Origin of the sequence: uncultured Brevundimonas sp., from assembly GCF_963974615.1 — a bacterium.
Lineage (GTDB): Bacteria > Pseudomonadota > Alphaproteobacteria > Caulobacterales > Caulobacteraceae > Brevundimonas.
This window is the reverse complement of the sequence record NZ_CAXBDH010000013.1, coordinates 54,434-70,434: the sequence shown is the minus strand read 5'-3', so window position 1 is coordinate 70,434 and position 16,001 is coordinate 54,434. Positions and strand designations below refer to the sequence as shown.

Annotated in this window: 12 protein-coding genes and 1 tRNA gene; 8 read left to right on the top strand and 5 right to left on the bottom strand. The window is 67.2% G+C overall.

What is annotated here, in order from left to right; all coding sequences use genetic code 11:
* Positions 1–309: 309 nt before the first annotated feature.
* Positions 310–702 carry a VOC family protein gene (locus tag AAC050_RS10540; RefSeq protein ID WP_339915040.1) on the bottom strand — a complete coding sequence of 131 codons (393 nt, stop codon included), beginning with the start codon at positions 700–702 and terminating at the stop codon, positions 310–312.
* 118 nt (positions 703–820) lie between these two features.
* Between AAC050_RS10540 and queA the strand changes: the two genes are divergently transcribed.
* Positions 821–2,059: a tRNA preQ1(34) S-adenosylmethionine ribosyltransferase-isomerase QueA gene (gene queA, locus AAC050_RS10535; protein ID WP_339915039.1), complete on the top strand. Its 1,239-nt coding sequence runs from the start codon at positions 821–823 to the stop codon at positions 2,057–2,059.
* Positions 2,056–3,171, top strand: a complete 1,116-nt coding sequence (gene tgt, locus AAC050_RS10530) for a tRNA guanosine(34) transglycosylase Tgt (RefSeq protein ID WP_339915085.1) — start codon at positions 2,056–2,058, stop codon at positions 3,169–3,171. The genes queA and tgt overlap by 4 nt, the downstream gene beginning before the upstream one ends.
* Here the strand turns inward: tgt and AAC050_RS10525 are convergent.
* The gene (locus tag AAC050_RS10525; RefSeq protein WP_339915038.1) at positions 3,168–3,725 is read right to left on the bottom strand and encodes a hypothetical protein; all 558 of its coding nucleotides are present in this window, start codon (positions 3,723–3,725) and stop codon (positions 3,168–3,170) included. The genes tgt and AAC050_RS10525 overlap by 4 nt on opposite strands.
* Positions 3,726–3,964: 239 nt before the next feature.
* Positions 3,965–4,041, bottom strand: a tRNA-Lys gene (locus tag AAC050_RS10520).
* Between the two features lie 123 nt (positions 4,042–4,164).
* Between AAC050_RS10520 and AAC050_RS10515 the strand changes: the two genes are divergently transcribed.
* Positions 4,165–5,253, top strand: coding sequence for a CaiB/BaiF CoA-transferase family protein (locus AAC050_RS10515; RefSeq protein ID WP_339915037.1), 1,089 nt, complete (start codon positions 4,165–4,167; stop codon positions 5,251–5,253).
* On the opposite strand, the gene AAC050_RS10510 is transcribed toward AAC050_RS10515, so the two are convergent.
* Positions 5,250–6,989 (bottom strand): ATP-binding protein, encoded by a 1,740-nt coding sequence (locus tag AAC050_RS10510; RefSeq protein WP_339915036.1) that lies wholly within the window; start codon positions 6,987–6,989, stop codon positions 5,250–5,252. The two genes, AAC050_RS10515 and AAC050_RS10510, sit on opposite strands and share 4 nt — an antisense overlap.
* Before the next feature lie 141 nt (positions 6,990–7,130).
* Here AAC050_RS10510 and AAC050_RS10505 point away from each other — a divergent pair, with 141 nt between their 5' ends.
* The 3 genes from AAC050_RS10505 (at position 7,131) to AAC050_RS10495 (ending at position 13,527) form a co-directional block, all read left to right on the top strand.
* Positions 7,131–7,394, top strand: a complete 264-nt coding sequence (locus AAC050_RS10505; RefSeq protein ID WP_339915035.1) for a hypothetical protein — start codon at positions 7,131–7,133, stop codon at positions 7,392–7,394.
* A 116-nt stretch (positions 7,395–7,510) separates the two neighbouring features.
* A complete protein-coding gene (locus tag AAC050_RS10500; RefSeq protein ID WP_339915034.1) occupies positions 7,511–9,298 on the top strand; it encodes an autotransporter assembly complex family protein in 1,788 nt (595 codons plus the stop codon).
* 17 nt (positions 9,299–9,315) lie between these two features.
* Complete coding sequence (locus AAC050_RS10495; protein WP_339915033.1) at positions 9,316–13,527, top strand: translocation/assembly module TamB domain-containing protein; 4,212 nt, start codon at positions 9,316–9,318, stop codon at positions 13,525–13,527.
* On the opposite strand, the gene AAC050_RS10490 is transcribed toward AAC050_RS10495, so the two are convergent.
* A complete protein-coding gene (locus tag AAC050_RS10490; RefSeq protein WP_339915032.1) occupies positions 13,498–13,689 on the bottom strand; it encodes a hypothetical protein in 192 nt (63 codons plus the stop codon). The two genes, AAC050_RS10495 and AAC050_RS10490, sit on opposite strands and share 30 nt — an antisense overlap.
* Positions 13,690–13,733: 44 nt before the next feature.
* On the opposite strand from AAC050_RS10490, the gene AAC050_RS10485 reads away from it, so the two are divergent.
* Positions 13,734–14,984, top strand: coding sequence for a hydrolase (locus AAC050_RS10485; RefSeq protein WP_339915031.1), 1,251 nt, complete (start codon positions 13,734–13,736; stop codon positions 14,982–14,984).
* Between the two features lie 3 nt (positions 14,985–14,987).
* On the top strand, positions 14,988–15,995 hold the full coding sequence (locus AAC050_RS10480) for an arginine N-succinyltransferase (RefSeq protein WP_339915030.1): 1,008 nt from the start codon (positions 14,988–14,990) through the stop codon (positions 15,993–15,995).
* The last annotated feature ends 6 nt before the right edge of the window (positions 15,996–16,001 follow it).

Below are 16,001 nucleotides of genomic sequence, written 5' to 3'. Positions count from 1 at the left end.
CGAACGGGGTGGAGCGGCCAGCCGCCCACCTCGCCTCATGAAGACGGCCGATTTCGATCTTGACCTTCCGCATGATCGCATCGCGCCCCGAAGGGCCGAGTCGCGCGATCCCATGGGTTGCTTCTGACCGCACCTGAATTGCCCAAGACGTCGGCCGCACGAACCGCCCGGTTCGCGGATCGGTCCAGACGGTCAGACCCTGATCCGGGCTGCAGGAAACCCTCGGGTTTTCGGCATGAACGGCGGGCGCGGAGTCAGGGGCGGCGAACCGCCGATCGCGGTCGAGGCGCTCCAGTCGGCCGGCCGGTCTCAGAAATACGGAGCGTCCGCCAGCCTCTGGGAAATCCACCAGATGTTTCCGCCACAGTCAGCAACGCCCCCCTGCCTGTCACCATAGGGCATGTCATCCACACCCATGACGTGGGTTGCACCCGCCCCCAAAGCCCGGGCCATCGCTGCATCAGCGTCATCGACATACAGATAGAAGGCCGCTCGGCTCGCCGGAAACCGGGGCGAGGCCTCGCTGACCATAAGGGTCGTGCCGGAAAACCGGATCTGCGCATTGGCGATGCGACCGTCGGGCATCACACTGCGTCCGATCTCCTCACCACCGAAGGCCGCGCCGAGAAATTCGAGATAGGCCGGAGCATTCTCAGCAAAGATATACGGCGTCACCACACCAAAACCGGCAGGAACATGCATCGACGGCCTCGCGAACCACGAATTGCAGAATTCGGGCACGCTACCGGGAGGTTAGCCACGTTGCAAATTTGCTCCGGGTCTTGACCAGCCTCCGCCCTCATGGCCTTTGCCCCGCCTCATGAAGACCGCCGATTTCGACTTTGACCTGCCCGACGACCGCATCGCGCTCCGCCCCGCCGAGCCGCGCGATTCCGCGCGCCTGCTGGTGGTGCGCGACGGGGCGCTGAGCGACCACGTCATGCGCGACCTGCCCGACTTCCTGCGCCCCGGCGACGCCCTGGTATTCAACGACACCCGGGTGATCCCGGCCCGGCTGTCCGGCGTGCGTCAGCGGGTCGGACCCGAAGGTGAGACCCTGACGGTGAACGTCGAGGCCACCCTGCACCACCGCGACGCGCCCGACGTCTGGTCGGCCTTCATGAAGCCGGGCAAGCGGCTGAAGGCGGGGGACAGGGTCCGGTTTACGGCTCCCCTTCCCCTCGAGGGGGAAGGGGCCAGGGGATGGAGTGGAGCCCCCCCGGCTCCGGTGACGCTGCAAGACTCCGACGGAGTCTCCCCGATCAACGACAACGCCCCTGCCTCCCCCCCTCCCAACCCTCCCCCTCGAGGGGAGGGCTTGAGTGCCGACTCCGCCTGCCTGCTGGGCCGCCTCGACGCCACAGTCGAGCACAAGGACGAGGACGGCCTGATCACCCTGCGCTTTGACCTGTCGGGCCCGTTCCTCGACGAGGCCATCCGCGACGTCGGGGTCATGCCCCTGCCCCCCTATATCGCCGCCAAACGGCCCGAGGATGATCGCGACCGCTCAGACTATCAGACCATGTTCGCCCACTGGGACGGTTCGGTCGCTGCCCCGACCGCGGGCCTGCATTTCACCCCATCCCTGCTGGCGGCGATCAAGGCGAAAGGCGTCTCGACCCACGCCGTCACCCTGCACGTCGGGGCCGGCACCTTCCTGCCGGTCAAGGCCGACGACACCGCCGACCACAAGATGCACTCCGAGTGGGGCGAGGTCAGCGCCGGGACCGCCGCGGCCCTGAACGCCACCCGCGTCGCCGGGGGCCGCATTGTCTGTGTCGGCACCACCAGCCTGCGCCTGCTCGAAAGCGCCGCCACGCCGGACCGGGTCATCCACCCGTTCCACGGCGACACCGCCATCTTCATCACTCCCGGCTACGATTTCCGCGCCGCCGATGTGCTGATGACCAATTTCCACCTGCCGAAATCGACCCTGTTCATGCTGGTCAGCGCCTTCGCCGGGCTGGAGACCATGCGGGCCGCCTATGCCCATGCCGTGGCCGACGGCTATCGCTTCTACTCCTATGGCGACGGCAGCTTGTTGTTCCGGACCCCCTGATGCCCTTTCCCTTCGACATCACCGCCACCGAAGGCCGCGCCCGCACCGGCGTGCTGAAAACCGCGCGCGGCGACATCCGCACCCCGGCCTTCATGCCGGTCGGCACCGCCGCCACGGTCAAGGCCATGACCGTCGACCAGGTGGCCCAGACCGGGGCCGACATCCTGCTGGGCAACACCTACCACCTGATGCTGCGCCCCGGGCCGGAGCGGATGCAACGGCTGGGCGGGCTGCACAAATTCATGGGCTGGAACAAACCCATCCTGACCGACTCCGGCGGCTTTCAGGTCATGTCCCTGGCGGGGATATCGAAGGTGAAGGAGGAGGCGGTGACCTTCTCCAGCCATATCGACGGTTCCAAACACGTGCTGACGCCGGAACGGTCGATCCAGATCCAGGCCGACTGCATCGGGGCCGACATCTCGATGCAGCTGGACCAGTGCGTCGCCTGGCCGGCCGAGGAACCCGCCGCCCGCGCCGCCATGGAGCTGTCGGTGCGCTGGGGCGCGCGCTCGAAGGCCGCCTTCGGCACGCGCGAGACCCAGGCCCTGTTCGGCATCCAGCAGGGCTCGACCTTCGAAAACCTGCGCCGCGAGTCGTCCGACCGGCTGCAGGAGATCGGCTTTGACGGCTATGCCCTCGGCGGCCTCGCCGTCGGCGAGGGCCATCAGGCCATGTGCGAGGTGCTGGACTATGCGCCGGAGATGCTGCCCGCCGACCGCCCCCGCTATCTGATGGGGGTCGGCAAGCCGGTCGATCTGGTCGAGGCGGTCTGGCGCGGGGTCGACATGTTCGACTGCGTCCTGCCCACCCGGGCCGGACGCCACGGCCAGGCCTGGACCTGGGACGGGCCGCTGAATCTCAAGGGCGCACGTTTCGCCGAGGATCAGGACCCGCTGGACCCGAACAGCACCTGCCCGGCCTCCAGCGCCTATTCAAAGGCCTATCTGCACCATCTGGTGCGGACCGACGAAATTCTCGGCAAGATCCTGATCAGCTGGCACAATATTGCCTTCTACCAGACGCTGACGGCCGCCATGCGCAAAGCCATCGCCCACGGACGGTTCGAAGCGTTCAGGCGCGATTTCCACGCCCGGCACACCTCGAACTAGCGTCGGCCGGTGACGGTCGGCTGGAACCAGCTGGGCGCGGCCGGCGGAGCGCAGTTGCGCTGCATGCCCATGCCCTTGAGGAAGGCTCGACGCATGCGCCCGGCCTGGATGGCGGACTGGACGTCGCGCTCGTGCTGGGCCGCGCCGCTGAGCCGCCGGATCCAGCTGCGCCCCGGAATGAAGTCGGTGGCCGTATCGCGCACAGCCCCCAGAGCCGCCTCGGCCGTCGCATCCGCCGCCCGCTCGCTCATATAGCGCCCGTCGACCGGCGGCGGCTCATCCATATCGGGGCCCAGCGCTTCATCCAGTCGCACAATCTCGGTCCCGATGGTCGAGCAGCGGCTCATGTTGCGCATGTCATAGGGGTTGGCCTGGGCCTGAAGCAGCACCGTGGGAATGACTTCCGGGCGCAGGTTCAGGACATCCATCGGGGCCGTCGCGGCCTCGCCAAAGCCCGCGCCGAATTGTTCGGCCCCCTGCATCGCCGAATGACCGGCATTACAGCCTCCGGCGACGAGACAGGACAGGACGATGATGACAGTTGGCGTACGCATTCGCGCGTTACAGCACGGCCGCGTGGCGATCGGAAGACTGTTCACACGGTCGTTTCGCACCCGCGTCCGGGCACGGCCCATGAAACGGAAACAGGCGGCCCTCCCCCCCTGTTTCCGGGGGGCAGCGCCGCGCCACAAGGGCCACGCCAGGCCAACGCTGAACGGCAGGCGTGCCGCAGACGATGAAACCCGTCCCGAGCCGGGGCGGCAGGATCTGCAACGGATGGAAAGGAAGGTGGTGGTACGCCCCCCCGGGCTCGAACCGGGGACCCTCTGATTAAAAGTCAGATGCTCTAACCAACTGAGCTAGGGGCGCACATCAGGTTCGCGCTTTGCGAACCACCAGACGGCGCCTTCTGTTGCATCCGGGCTTTGCGGTCAAGACCACCTGTGCATCCAAATGCTCGACGATCGGGTTTTCGCCCCCTAATCAGGACCGATGAAGCCCCTTTCAGGCCTGCGTATCATCGAATTCGACGGACTCGGCCCCGTCACCTTCGCCGGCATGGTGCTGGCCGACCTCGGGGCCCAGGTGTTGCGCCTGACCCGCAGTGCCGCGGCCGGAACCGCAGCCTTCAGCGAGGTGGGCGGCGAGGTCCTGCATCGGGGCCGTCCGGCCGTGGAGGTAAACCTCAAGGATCCCGCTGACCACGCCCGGGTCATGGAGCTGATCGGCGCGGCCGATGCGGTGATCGAAGGCTTCCGACCCGGTGTGATGGAGCGGCTCGGCCTGGGGCCCGAGGTCTGCGCCGCGGCCAACCCGCGCCTCGTCTATGGCCGCGTGACCGGCTGGGGCCAGACCGGGCCAATGGCGCAGCAGGTCGGCCACGACCTCAACTACATCGCGCTCAGCGGGGCGCTGCACGCCACCGGCGAGCCCGACCGACCGCCGCGCCCGCCGCTGAATCTGGTCGGGGACTATGGCGGCGGAGCCATGCTGGTCGTAGTCGGCGTGCTGGCTGCCCTGCTGGAGGCGAAAGCCACCGGTCGCGGCCGGGTCGTCGACGCGGCCATGACCGACGGCTCGGCCCTGCTGATGAGCCTGTTCCATGCCCTGCAGGCCCGGGGTCTGTGGAGTGACACCCGCGGGGCCAATCTGCTGGACGGCGGAGCCCCCTTCTATCGCTGCTACACCTGCGCCGACGGTCGCTTTGTCGCCGTGGGCGCGCTGGAACCCCGGTTCTATGCCGCCCTGATCACCGGCCTCGGCCTGACGGCGGACGAGGCCCCGCAGTACGACATGGCCGGTTGGTCCGCCCTGCACACGCGGTTCGAGGCCCTGTTCGCCAGCCGCGACCGCGACGACTGGGCCGCCCATTTCGCCGGGACCGATGCCTGCGTCACCCCGGTCCTCAGCCTGGCCGAGGCCCCGTCACATCCACACAATCAGGCCCGGAGGACCTTTTCCGGCACCCCGGTCCAGCCCGCGCCCGCGCCGCGTTTTGATGGCAACCCGGCCACGCCGGTTCCGCAGCCGGACACCCTGTCGCTGGACGTGGCCGTCAGGGCCTGGTCCAGACCCGGCTAGGCTACAGCTGCCGAACCGTCGCGCCGCCCGTCTGCACAGGCTCTGGCCAGGGCTGTGGCCAAAGCCTCCGGGTCGATCGGCTTGGTCAGGAAGGTATGGACCCCCGCCGCCTCCCAGGCGTCGCGGTGGGTCTCCAGGGCATTGGCCGTCAGGGCGATCACCGGCGTGTCCATATTGGCCCCGCCCAGACGCAGGTGCCGGCTGGCCTCAAGCCCGTCCATCACCGGCATCTGCATATCCATCAGGATGGCGTCGAAAGGTTCGACTGCCGCGATTTCGACAGCTTCGGCCCCATTCTCGGCCAGGGTCAGACGGCAGCCGTGGGGTTCCAGCAGGAGCTTGAGAATCCGGCGATTCACCTCGTGATCGTCAACCGCCAGAATCGACCGCCCGACCAGACTCCCGACGTCCGGCGTGACCGGGCGGGAAGCAGGCACTGTCTGGGTCACGGGCTGAACCGGCAGCGTCATGGTGAAGACCGAGCCCTCGCCCTCGACACTCTCGACGGTCAGCCGCCCTCCCATCAACTCGATCAGACGCCGGCTGATCGTCAGCCCCAGGCCCGTCCCGCCAAAGCGGCGGGTGGTGCCGGCATCGGCCTGTTCGAAACTGTTGAACACTTCGGCCAGTCGTTCGGCAGGAATCCCGCAACCACTGTCCCTGACCCGGATCGACAGGGACTGGGTCCCGGCATTCCAGTCCGCCGACACCAGAATTTCGCCCTCACCGGTGAATTTCACGGCATTGGACAGCAGGTTGAAAAGGATCTGCTGGACCCGCAGCGGGTCGGCGAGAACACAGGCCGGAACCTCAGGGGCTACGACCACCTTCAGCTGGACGCCATTGGCCGCCGCGCGAGGCTCCCACAGGCGACCCAGCAGATTCAGGCGCTCACGGACGTCCATTTCGGACATCTCGAGCTGCATCTTGCCGGCCTCGATCTTGGAGAAATCCAGCACATCGTTGAGCAGCCCCATCAGAACATCGCCGGCATCCGCCAACATGGTGACGTGTTCACGCTGTCGGCCATTCAGACGGGTGCGGCGCAACAGGTTGGCTGCCGAGATGACGGCGTTCATGGGGGTGCGGATTTCGTGACTGACCACGGCGAGGAATTCAGATTTGGCGGCACTGGCGATCTCGGCCTTGCTGCGCTCCTCACAGGCCTCAAGGGTGGCGTCCTGCAGAGACCGGGTCGTCCGCGAGCTCTGTTTGATGGCCACCACCAGATGGGCAAGGTACAGGAGTCCGCCAACCGGCAGCAGCAGCTGGTGCCAGTTCTGACTCTGGAACGCCCCGATCAGGGGCAGGCCGAGGAAGTAGGTCGCGTGAGGAATCACCGCCGCATAGAGTAACGCTCGCGCGTGATGCATATGCAGGCTGACGTGCAGCAGGCCGCCGGTACACTGGACCATGGCGAACATCTGGCCGATCTGTCCGCCCTGGAACCACAGATAGGCGGTGATCCCGGCATAGACGACGACATTCAGGAAGGTCGTCACACCGCACAGGATCTTGTAGGCTAGGCTCACCGGCCTTTCGGGATTGAGCCGGAGCGGGCGAAACACGGCCATGTCGATGAGCTGGGTCACCAGCACGGCGGCAAACCACCATAGTGGCCACAAGGAGGGCGCGATCAGCCACGCGGTCACGCCGATGAAGGCGGCCAGCGCGATTCGGGTCTTCAATTCCCGGAACCGAACCTGAGCGGCCATGGCATACGACGAATCGAACATTCAATTCTCCCAGACCCCGCACCCTGCTCATCAATTGGAAAAGGATTGGTTGCCGAACGGGGATGACCCGGCGCGCGATCGGCCCTATGGATCACAGCGGGCGGGCTGTGTGTTTGAATTCTGACTTCGGGGAGACATCCGATGAAACGATTGATACTGGCCGCCGTCCTGGCAGGCGTCGCCGGGCTGGCGGGTTGCGAGGACCGGCAATATTCCGACGACTATAGCGAGCGCGGGCAAATCGCCGATGAGGCTCCGGTCGCACCGGCAGTCGAGGATTTTGCCGACCCGGCCGCCGATACGGCAGTCGTCGAGACACCTCCGGCCGCGCCCCAGACCGCGCCTCAGCAGCCGCGGACCTCGGCCGAAACGGTTCGCCCGGAAAGTGAAACCTTGTTCTATTGAGTCCTGTGCCGCCCGGCGGTGCCACAGGGTCGCCACAGGCCGTTGCGACGATCAGTGGTGGACCTTAGCCGAAGCCGGTGTCCAGACGCCCGCCCGACGCTGACGAAGGTTCCAGTTTGACGCCCAGGATTCATCTGTTTCTGATCGGCCTGGTGCTGGGGTCGATCCCGGCGGTTTCCGCGTTGGCCGAGCCGCGCGCCCACATTCGGGGCGAAATCAGCGGCGAACTGCGCACCCAGCTGGAGCGGGCCATCGGCGATGTCGACGGGGCCCCCGCCAGTCGCTTCGAGGCCAGACGGCGCGCACGTGCGGGAGTCGAGGCCGCCGAGGCCCTGCTGCGTTCGGAAGGTTACTACCAGCCGGACCTGCAGGATGTCGTCGAAGGTGAGGAAACCCCCGTCGCCATTGTCAGGGTCAGCCCCGGGCGGCGTTTCGTCCTGACGGAACCGACCATCCTGTGGTCTGATCCCGTGCCCGATCCTGCAACCAGCCAGGCCGCTGACGAGGACATCGGGTTGCGCGCAGGCGCGCCCGGTCGAGCCGTAGACGTCATCGCGGCCGAAGGCCGGATCGTGGCCGGACTTACACGTCGGGGCTATGCCGATGCCAGGACCGAGCCCCGCCGGGTGGTCGTTGATCACGCGACCTTCACGATGCAACCGGAATTCCGCATCGTCGCCGGTCAACTGGTACGGCTGGACGGCGTGAAACTGGAGACCAGCGGCCGGACCAACCCCGCCTGGGTCACGGGGCTGGCACCCTGGACAGCAGGTGACCGCTACGACCCCGAGAATGTGGCCGAGCTGGAACGCCGCCTGCTCGAGACCGGAGTCTATGAGGGCGTAGGCGTCGCCCTGTCGCCACAGGACCAGAATGTGGAGGGTTTACGACCGATCATCGTGACCCTGACCGACCGGCCGCGCCGGATTCTCGAGGCCGGGGCCACCTTCTCGACGGCGGAGGGGTCCGGTGTCGATGTCATCCAGACCCACTACAACCGGTTCGGACGCGCCGACACCCTGCGGTATCAGGCCCGGCTGGCCAATATCGACAGTCGCATCGGGGCCGACCTCAGCCTGCCACACTGGCGTCGCCCCGGCCGGACGCTGACCTTGTCAGGAGCGCTGGTCAACGAAGATACAAATGCCTACAGGCGCACCGCAGCCACCATATCGGCCAACCTGCGTCAGCGCTTGGGACGAACATCGTGGATGAGCTACGGCGTCGGCCTGGATGCTGGCAGATATGATGAAAGCCGTTTCGATCCCCTGACAGCAGCCCCGATCAATTTCAACCGCGATCTGGTGATTCTGACCGGACGGGCCAGCGCCTATATCGATCGCTCCAACAATCCGCTGGACCCGACCAAGGGCTGGCGCATGTCCATCTCGGCCCAGCCGACTGCGGTGTCGGGTCAGGGTACGACGGGCTTCCTGCGCACCGAGGCCCAGGCAACCGCCTATATGCCGCTGCAAGCCGACGGGCGCACGGTGCTGGCCGGACGCCTGCGCCTGGGTTCGATCCTGGGCGGTCAGGAACTGGCCGTGCCATCGGACCGTCTGTTCTTTTCCGGCGGCGGCGGTTCGGTACGCGGCTATGCCTACCAGGGAGTCGGTCCCAGATTGCCTGACAATACGCCGCGCGGTGGCCTGTCCCTGTTCGAGTCATCGGTGGAAATACGCCGCGACATCGGCAACAACATCGGGATCGCGGCCTTCGTCGACGCCGGTTCCGTCGGGTTCCAGACGGCCCCGGACCTCGCCAATCTTCGCTACGCCGCAGGCATGGGCGTACGCTACAAACTGCCCTTCGGGCCGATCCGCGCCGACATCGCCTTCCCGCTCGACAAGCGTGCCGGCGACGCCAGTTTCCAGCTCTACATCAGCATCGGCCAGGCATTTTGACCGACCCAGGCCCACCCATGCCTGAACCGGCCGTGGCCGACAGTCCGGCCGAAACGGCCCGGAAGAAGCGTACACGCCTGCAGACCATCGGCTTTCTGGCCGGGATCGTCAGTACGGTCCTCGTGGTCCTTGCCGTCATCGGCCTGGTCGGCGGACGAATGTATCTGCTGTCGGAATCCGGCCGAAACCTGGTCACCAGCTTCGCCGCAGGCAAGAAGCTGGGCCGGTACGGCCGCATCAATGTCGAGGGGGTCAAAGGTGACCTGTTCGACGACTTCACCGTGGACCGCGTCACCGTCACCGACGCCAGCGGTGTCTGGCTGGAAGCGCGCAATGTTCACGTCGACTGGTCCTACTGGGCACTCGTCAGTCGACGTTTTCATGCGACGGAGGTTACGGCCGACGTCGTCCGCCTGATCCGCCGACCCGAACTCGAACCCTCGCTCGAACCGCCCGGCCCGGCCCCTCTGGCCATCGACATCGACAGCTTCTCGGCCAATATCGAACTGCTGGAAGGGTTCAGCAAGGAATATGGCCGCTGGCGTCTGGCAGGCGAGGCCAACGTCCCCCGCGTCGGCACCAAAACGGCCAGCGTCAATGCCTACAGCAACAGCCGCAAGGGTGACTTCCTCCGCCTGACCGCCTCCTTCGGCGGCAAGATCGAAGAGATGCGCATCAACCTGCGCGCAAGTGAAGCCAGTGGCGGACCGATTGCCGGCTCTCTGGGTTATTCGCCGGACAGGCCGTTTTCAGCCGTCGCCATCGTCAACGGCGAGATCGTCAATGTCGTCATGCGGACAGGTGATTTTACGCCCCTGGCCGTCAGGGGACACTATGGCGACGACGGAACCCGCATCAGCGGTTTCGCCGATTTCTCCGGCTCGGATCTGATGCAGCCCTTCATCGCCCGGATCGGGCGTACCGCGCGTTTTGGTCTGGCAACCCTCCCGGACCCGCGGCGCGACGGCTATCAGGGCGTGGCCTGGCGGCTGATATCGGACAATCTGAACGCCAGCGCCCGCGGCCTCATCCGTCCCGCCGACCGGAATGCCGGAAACGGGATCCGGATCGCGGCCTCGACCCCGTCGCTCAGCCGGTTGCTGGGCCAGACCACCGGAGGTGCAGCCGCCTGGAACGGCGTGTTCCGGGGCGATGCCGGCAGCTGGACCCTGAACGGGGCCACCTCCCTGCTGCGGGCCGAGCTGATCGGCTATCGCGCGGCCAGGGTCAGCGGTGCGCTCAATGTCCGAAGCACCAAGGGCGGTTTCATCGTCGACACCGACCTGCGGGCGACCGGAGGGGCGAGTGCCGGAATTATCGGAACCCTGCTCGGGGCCACGCCACGGGTCCAGCTCAAGGCGACCCGATCGGCCGACGGGGCCCTGTTGCTGGAGCGGATCAAGGCCGAGGGGCAGGCCCTGGATCTCAACGGTACCGGCGCACGCGGCCTGACCGGCGGCATGAGTTTCCGGGGGCGAGCAGCGATCACAAACCTCGGTCGTATTCAGCAGGGCGCGCGCGGGGTGCTGGGCGGGTCCCTGACGGCGATTTCATCGAAGTCGGGTGCCCCCTGGAATTTCACTTTCGACGGACGCGGGCAAAGGGTCACCACCGGCATGGCCGAGCTGGACCGCCTTCTGGGTCCGGTTCCGCGTTTGCGCCTGAACGGTGCCCTGAAGGATGGTCGCACCGAAATCGAGTCGGCACGACTGACCGGTGCCGCCGGAAACGCCGGTGCCCGCGGCCTGATCGAGGGAGACGGCCGTCTGCGACTGGCCCTGGACTGGGATACCCGGGGCCCCTTCGGGGTCGGCCCGGTCGAGGTGGATGGTGCCATGACCGGCGACGGAGCCCTGACCGGCACCGTGAACCTGCCCCGCGCGGACCTGCACGCCCGGTTCGACAATGTGTCGTCCGGCGCGTTGAACCTGACCGATGCCGATCTGATCCTCAGCTTCCGTCGGGGGGTCGACGCGTCTGACGGACGTCTCGCCATCACCGCCGGATCCAAATACGGCCCCGCCGCCGTGTCGGGCAATTTCTTCTTCGGCCGCAATCAGATCCGTCTGACGGATGTGGACATGAACGCCGGTGGCCTGTTGTTGAAAGGGGCGGTCACCCTGTCCAGTCTCGTTCCGTCCAGCGCCGATCTGACCTTCACCGCCCGCCAGGGAGCCTTTCTCGCCTCCGGTACGGCCGACGGACGCATCCGGCTGACCGACACCGACGGTGACGACGCCGCCATCCTCAACGTCACAGGTCGCAACGTCCGCCTGTCCGGGTCCGCCTATGTCATGCGTTCGCTTGATCTGAACGGACGCGGAACCCTGAGCAACCTGCCCTTCACCCTGTCGACCGACATCTCCGGCGCGACCCCGGTTCAATTCAACGGAGCCGGCATCTATTCGCGTCAGGGAGAGGCCCAGTCCATTGTCCTGCGCGGCGGTGGCCGGGTGCGCGATATCGCCTTCAGCACCCGCAATCCGGCCGTCGTGGCCCTGTCCGGTGACGGCCGTATCGTGCGGTTCGACCTGGGTGTCGGCGGTGGTGTGTTGCTGGGTGAGCTGCGCCAGGATTCCAATGCCGCGATCCTCCAGGCCGACCTGACCAGTGTCGAGCTGGGTTCGCTGGCCCCCAATATGCGCGGTCGGGTTACCGGTCGGGTCGCCCTGCGCGGGACCGGTGACGATCTGTCGGGCTCGGCCAATGTCACCCTGCAGAACGTGCGCAGTATCGATGCCCCGCGCGGACTGGCCATAAACGGCGCACTGAACGCCCTGCTGGTCGACAACACCCTGCGAATCCAGGCCAACGCCCGGGACGAGGGCGCGGTCGAGTCGGTCGTCGACGTGATGCTGCCGGTCGAGGCTTCGGCCGTGCCGCTCAGACTGGCGATCGCCCGCAACCGGCCGATGTCGGGCAATGTCTCGATCAAGGGGCAGATCCAGCCGATCTGGGATCTGTTCCTGGGCGGTGAACGCTCACTGGCCGGCCAGATCGATGTCGAGGCCGCCCTGGCCGGAACCATCAATGAGCCGCGCCTGAACGGTCGTCTCGATCTCGAGCAGGGGACCTTCCACGATACCATCACCGGAGTCCGCCTCGCTGCCATCTCGCTGGCCAGCCGTTTCGATGACACCACCGCCCTGATCGAGACCTTCAGGGCGACCGACGGGTCGGGCGGCACGGTCAGCGGCGACGGTCGCATCGGCCTGCGGCAGGGTTCCGGGTCCAGTTTCCAGCTGGCCCTGACCCGGTTCCGCATCATCGACAACGACATCGCCAGAGCCCGTGCCTCGGGCCCCTTGACCGTGGTCCGCGCCGCCGACGGCAAGATCCAGCTGACCGGGCGGATCGACATTGACGACGCCCGGATCGAGGCCACCGTGCCCGGCTCTACCGGAATCGTCCGCATGGACGTGGTCGAGGTCAATCGCCCGGGCGGCGACCCGGTGGTGCCACGACAGGCGAACTCCGGCGGGCTGCAGATCGGCCTCGACATCGCCCTGCGCTCGCCCGGTGGCGATATCCTCGTCGTCGGCCGCGGCCTGAATGTGGAAATGAGTGTTGATGCCCGGGTCACCGGCTCCATCGCCCAGCCGATTCTGAGCGGAGAGGCCCGGGTCATCCGCGGCGACTATGATTTCGCGGGCAAACGCTTTGTCTTCGATGATCGCGGAACCGTGTCCCTGTCGACCAATCCGGCCCGTATCCGGCTGAACCTGTCAGCCGTGCGCGAGGACCCGGCCCTGACCGCCACCATCCGCGTCACCGGCACCGCGGCCCGACCGCAGATCGCGCTCACCTCGGCTCCGGCCCTGCCACAGGACGAGATTCTGGCCCAGGTCCTGTTCGGACGATCGGCCTCGCAACTGTCACCGTTTGAAGCGGCTCAGCTGGCCGCCAGCGTGGCGTCACTGGCCGGCGGCGGCGGTTTCGACGTCATCGGCAATTTGCGGGAGCTGGCCGGACTGGACCGGCTGTCGTTCGGGGGCGAGGCCTCGGCTCTGACCGTCGCCGGCGGGCGCTATCTGTCCGACAACGTCTATCTGGAGGTCATCGGCGGCGGTGTCGGCGGGGCGGCGGTCAATGTCGAATGGCAGGTCCGGCGCAATCTGACCGTCAGCTCGAAATTCGGCGGACAGGGCGACGCCAGCCTGTCGATCCGCTGGCGTCGTCAGTCGCGGCCGCCCGTTGCGTCAACCGACGAACGCCGCCCGAACCGGTGAGTGGCCGGAGCCGTTCGGGGCGGCCTGGGCCGTAGCCTCGGTCAGTTTCGCCAGTGTGCCGAGATAGACCACCAGCAGGGCCGGGTCCCTTGCCGCTGTCAACCACAGCACCACGGCCGACATGCCCGCCGCCACGACCGCATCGGCCGTGGTTTCCTTCATGCCCAGCTTCACCTTTGGCCCCGGTCCCGCTAGGGTTCACCGGCATGCAAATTTCTCCTCACGACCAGACCGCGCTCGACCACGTCGCAGCGCGCGAAACCACGATCATCGGGCGCACTCTCGCCTGGGCCGCGATCAATTCCGGCAGTCGCAATGCCGACGGCCTGAACGCCATGCTGACCGTGCTGGAGGCCGAGGCCCGGACCCTGCCGGCCGAGGTTGTGCGCATCCCGACCGAGGGCTCGACCACCGTCGGCGACGACGGTTCGGTGCACACCGAGGCCCATGCCGACGCCCTGAAAATTATCTGCCGCCCTGATGCCCCGATCCAGATCGTCCTGACCGGCCATTATGACACCGTCTTCCCGGTCGACAGCGCCTTCCAGACCGTGGTTACCCGCGCCGACGGCGCGCTGAACGGCCCCGGCGTCGCCGACATGAAGGGCGGCATCTCGGTCATGCTGGCCGCGCTGGAAGCTTTCGAGACCCACCCCGACCGTGAGCGCGTCGGCTGGACCGTGCTGCTGTCACCGGATGAAGAGATCGGCTCGCCCGCCTCGGCCCCGCTGCTGGCCGAACTGGGCGCGCGCGGCCATGTCGGCCTGACCTATGAACCCGCCATGTCCGACGGCTCCATGGCCGGGGCCCGCAAGGGCAGCGGCAATTTCCACCTGATCGTCTCGGGCAAGGCCGCCCATGCCGGACGCGCCTTCCACGAGGGGGCCAACGCCGTGGCCGGGGCCGCCATCCTCGCCGCGGTCCTGCACGCCCTGAACGGCCAGCACGAGGGCGTCACCGTCAATGTGGCCAAAATCTCCGGCGGCGCACCGCTGAACGTCGTGGCTGACAATGCCGTGGTCCGCTTCAATGTCCGGGTGCCCGACAAGGCCGCCGCCGACTGGACCCTGGCCACGGTGAAGGCTATCGCCGCCACCCCACCCTTCGCGGGCCTGACCCTGGACCTGCACGGCGGCTTCACCCGCCCGCCCAAACCGATGGACGCGTCCCAGGCCGCCCTGTTCGCGGCCGTGCGCAAGGCGGGGGCCCTGCTGGGTCAGCCGATCGCCTGGTCACCGTCGGGTGGCGTCTGCGAGGGCAACAACCTGCACGCCGCGGGCCTGCCCAATATCGACACCCTGGGCGTTCGCGGTGGCGACATTCATTCGGACCAGGAGTTCGCCTGGCCCGACAGTTTCGTGGAACGGGCCCAGCTGAGCGCCCTGATCCTGTGCAAGATCGCCTCTGGCGAGATCGACGCCGAACGGCTGAAGGCCCTGCGTCTGGAGACGATGTAATCCATGCTTGTTGTACGCCCCGCCGGCCCGGCCGATCTCGATCACCTGCTTGAACTGGCCATCCTCAGCGGGCCGGGCTTCACCAGCCTGCCCGAGGACCCCGACCAGCTGTCGGAACGCCTCGACCTCAGCCGCGACAGCTTCTCGGGCAAGCTGGAGCCCCAGGCCTGCTGGTACACCGTCATGCTGGAAGAGACCGACACCGGCGACGTCGACGGCATCGGCTCGGTCAAGGCGGCGGTGGGGCTGAACCGGCCCTTCTTCTCGTTCCGGGTCGTGACCAATACCCAGTCCTCGCCCTCGGTCGACGTCAAGCTGGACCACCAGACCCTGGTGCTGGTCAATGAATGCACCGGCTGGTCCGAGGTCGGCTCGCTGTTCCTCAAGGCCGACCGCCGCAAGGGCGGGGCCGGACGTCTGCTCAGCCAGGCCCGCTACATGCTGATCGGGGCCCAGCCCGAGCTGTTCCACGAGAACGTTCTGGCCGAGCTGCGCGGGGTCTTCACCCCCGACGGTGGCTGCCCGTTCTGGGACCATGTGGCCCACAAATTCTTCCCGATGCCGTTCGACGAGGCGGACATGATGACCGGCTCGACCGACAAACAGTTCATCCTCGACCTGGCCCCGCGCCACCCGATCTATGTCGAGCTGCTGCCCGAACCGGCCCGGGCCGTAATCGGCAAGGTCCATCCGCAGGGCGTGCCGGCCATGGCCCTGCTGGAGAGCGAGGGCTTCCGCCCCAACGGTCTGGTCGACATCTTCGACGCCGGGCCGACCGTGGCCTGCGGCCGCGACAACATCCGCACCGTGCGCGACGCCCGCCCCCTGACTGTGGCTGTGGCCGATCACGTCGAGGCTGAATTGCCATCGCTGATCTCGACCGGTTCGGTCAATGCGTTCCGGGCCGTGCGCCAGAAGGTCGGCATCGAGGGGGATATCGCCACCCTGTCCGCCGAAACCGCCGACGCCCTGCGGGTCAAGGCGGGCGATGTTGTGCGTGTGAAGGCCTAGGCCCAA